Origin of the sequence: Paenibacillus sp. OT2-17 (assembly GCF_009827695.1) — a bacterium.
Taxonomy (GTDB): domain Bacteria; phylum Bacillota; class Bacilli; order Paenibacillales; family Paenibacillaceae; genus Paenibacillus; species Paenibacillus polymyxa_B.
In genome coordinates this window covers 1-2,153 of record NZ_WUDQ01000599.1, presented here as the reverse complement: position 1 = coordinate 2,153, position 2,153 = coordinate 1, and the positions used below count along the sequence as shown (strand labels likewise).

The following is a 2,153-nucleotide window of genomic DNA, read 5'->3' as shown; positions in this document are numbered from 1 at the left end:
GCGCAACCATAGCCCCGATTTGCTGATCTCCTCCAAGCGGCCCGGACATGAAACGGTGAATTTGAAGCTTGGTTTGCTCCATAATGCGCAGACCTGTTGTACCTGTTGAAAATAATTGGTGATCTGTAAAAACATGCTCATAGGCCGTTATGAAATTTACCATTTCATCCTTTTTTCGGTCATGCGCTATAAATGCAATCTTTAACATTCAAAGTTCCTCCTGCCTCATTCTATAATTTCATTCGTCAAATCATTCGCGTATTCTTAATCGATGTAATGCTCAAATCCATATACAAGCCCTGGCTGCTCCATGACTTTCTGAATACCGATTTTAACACCTGGCATATAGCCCGCCCGTTCATAAGAATCCTGACGAATTTTCAGAGATTGTCCAAACCCTCCGAATATAACTTCTTGCTGTGCGAACACGCCGGGAAGACGGACACTGTGGACACGGAACCCTTGATAGTAACCCCCCCGTGATCCTTCTAACGTTTCTTCCTCTTCCGGGTTACCCTGTCGTAGCTCTTCACGCTGTTCGGCGATCAGCTCTGCGGTCTTAATGGCTGTGCCCGATGGCGCGTCCAATTTTTGGTCACCATGATATTCGATGATTTCCAGATGTGGGAAGTATTTCGCTGCCTGAGCCGCAAAACGCATCATCAAAATGACCCCAATCGAAAAGTTTGGCGCGATCAGACCACCAATTTGCTGCTCACGACACTGCTTGTCCAGTTCATCAATCTGTTCGGGGGTAAACCCTGTCGTTCCGATAACCGGACGAACTCCATGCTTGATAGCAAGCGCTGTATGTGCGTACGCAAAACGCGGCCCCGTAAAATCGACCATGACATCCGCACGACTCTCCAGTAAAGCCTGCTCCACATCCTCCACAATAGCGATACCCGCTTCCGGTAGTCCGACGAGAAGGCCGGCATCACTGCCGGCATGTGTTCTGTTCACTGCGGCCACAAGCTGTAGTTCCTCATCCTGAAGAACCAATTTGATAACTTCACGGCCCATACGCCCTGCTGCTCCTACAACAGCCACTTTTATTGGTTCTGACATATCCCTACAACTCCTTATGCATCCATTTGTGTTAGATCTGTTCATTCATCTGCTGGCATAACTTCTTCATGAGGTTGGCAAGCTGCACATTGTGAGGAAACAGTGCAGCCGCCTCACGAGCAGCCTGCACAGCCAGCTTATACTCATTCAATTCGTCATAAATCAATGCAAGCAGCAAAAAAGCATCCCCACATAACGGATCGAGGGCTATTGCTCGTTCCAGTAGTAAAATCGCATCCTGACGCACCTGTGGCGTAGCTCTGTCAACATCCAGCATTTTTCTGGCCTTCTCCGTATGCTGCCTGGCTTCCTGCGCATGCAGATGGAGAACATATTCATCCTGCTGTGGAGCAAGACGAACCGCATGCTCTGCATATGCGAGAGCCTGCTCCAAACGACCACTGCGAGCATAGGTAACCGAGCACCGGAAATAATGCTCCGCATGATCAGGCTGGGCTGAAATTGCTTTTTCAAACCATTCCACGGCCTGCTCAAAATCGTTCTGCAAAATGCACTGATAAGCTTTCTGAACGTATTCCTCCGCCTTCATGACACTGCACCTCCGGGTAACCGGTTTGGTACAGCATATGTACAAAACGCCTAATCGGTGTCCTTTTTAGTCCAGCGATTCGCGTCACGCGTGTTAAATTTTTGCATGACCTTATCATGAGCCTCGGTCAAATTTATACCTAGTGAGTTCGCAAAGCAAACTGTGATGAACAAAATGTCCCCCAGCTCTAGCTCAATGGAATTGTCCGCCTCATCCGTTTTTTTCGGTTTCTCGCCAAAGGAGTGATTAACTTCCCTCGCCAGTTCCCCGACTTCCTCAGACATCCGGGCCAACATCGCCAAAGGGCTAAAATACCCTTCCTTAAATTGAGATATATACTGGTCTACCTCACGTTGAATTTCATCTAATGATTTTTCCATGAAACACGCAATCCCCCCATGTGCAGGTTTATTCATATGTTATCGTAAAGCACATTTTAAAACAAATTTTTTTTAATTGTGTACTTATGATCCCAACTTACAGTCATCAGTCTTTTAAAGCTAGCGTAAAAAGGTATACTACATATAAGGAGCTG

At 47.0% G+C, this 2,153-nt stretch carries 4 protein-coding genes; all 4 read right to left on the bottom strand.

Going from position 1 to position 2,153, the window contains the following annotated elements:
- The coding region (locus GRP75_RS25070) for a methylglyoxal synthase (RefSeq protein ID WP_160790679.1) at window positions 1–208 on the bottom strand (208 nt) is incomplete at its 3' end.
- A 56-nt stretch (window positions 209–264) separates the two neighbouring features.
- Window positions 265–1,068 (bottom strand): 4-hydroxy-tetrahydrodipicolinate reductase, encoded by an 804-nt coding sequence (gene dapB, locus GRP75_RS25065; protein ID WP_023989146.1) that lies wholly within the window; start codon window positions 1,066–1,068, stop codon window positions 265–267.
- A gap of 31 nt (window positions 1,069–1,099) precedes the next feature.
- Window positions 1,100–1,618, bottom strand: a complete 519-nt coding sequence (locus GRP75_RS25060) for a tetratricopeptide repeat protein (protein ID WP_013310696.1) — start codon at window positions 1,616–1,618, stop codon at window positions 1,100–1,102.
- 50 nt (window positions 1,619–1,668) lie between these two features.
- The gene (locus GRP75_RS25055; protein ID WP_023989148.1) at window positions 1,669–1,998 is read right to left on the bottom strand and encodes a nucleotide pyrophosphohydrolase; all 330 of its coding nucleotides are present in this window, start codon (window positions 1,996–1,998) and stop codon (window positions 1,669–1,671) included.
- Window positions 1,999–2,153: the final 155 nt, after the last annotated feature.

What these genes read in the sequence shown, in the direction of transcription:
- GRP75_RS25055 (WP_023989148.1), bottom strand. Translation starts at nt 1,998, where the DNA reads ATGGAAAAATCATTAGATGAAATTCAACGTGAGGTAGACCAGTATATA.
- GRP75_RS25060 (WP_013310696.1), bottom strand. Translation starts at nt 1,618, where the DNA reads ATGAAGGCGGAGGAATACGTTCAGAAAGCTTATCAGTGCATTTTGCAG.
- dapB (WP_023989146.1), bottom strand. Translation starts at nt 1,068, where the DNA reads ATGTCAGAACCAATAAAAGTGGCTGTTGTAGGAGCAGCAGGGCGTATG.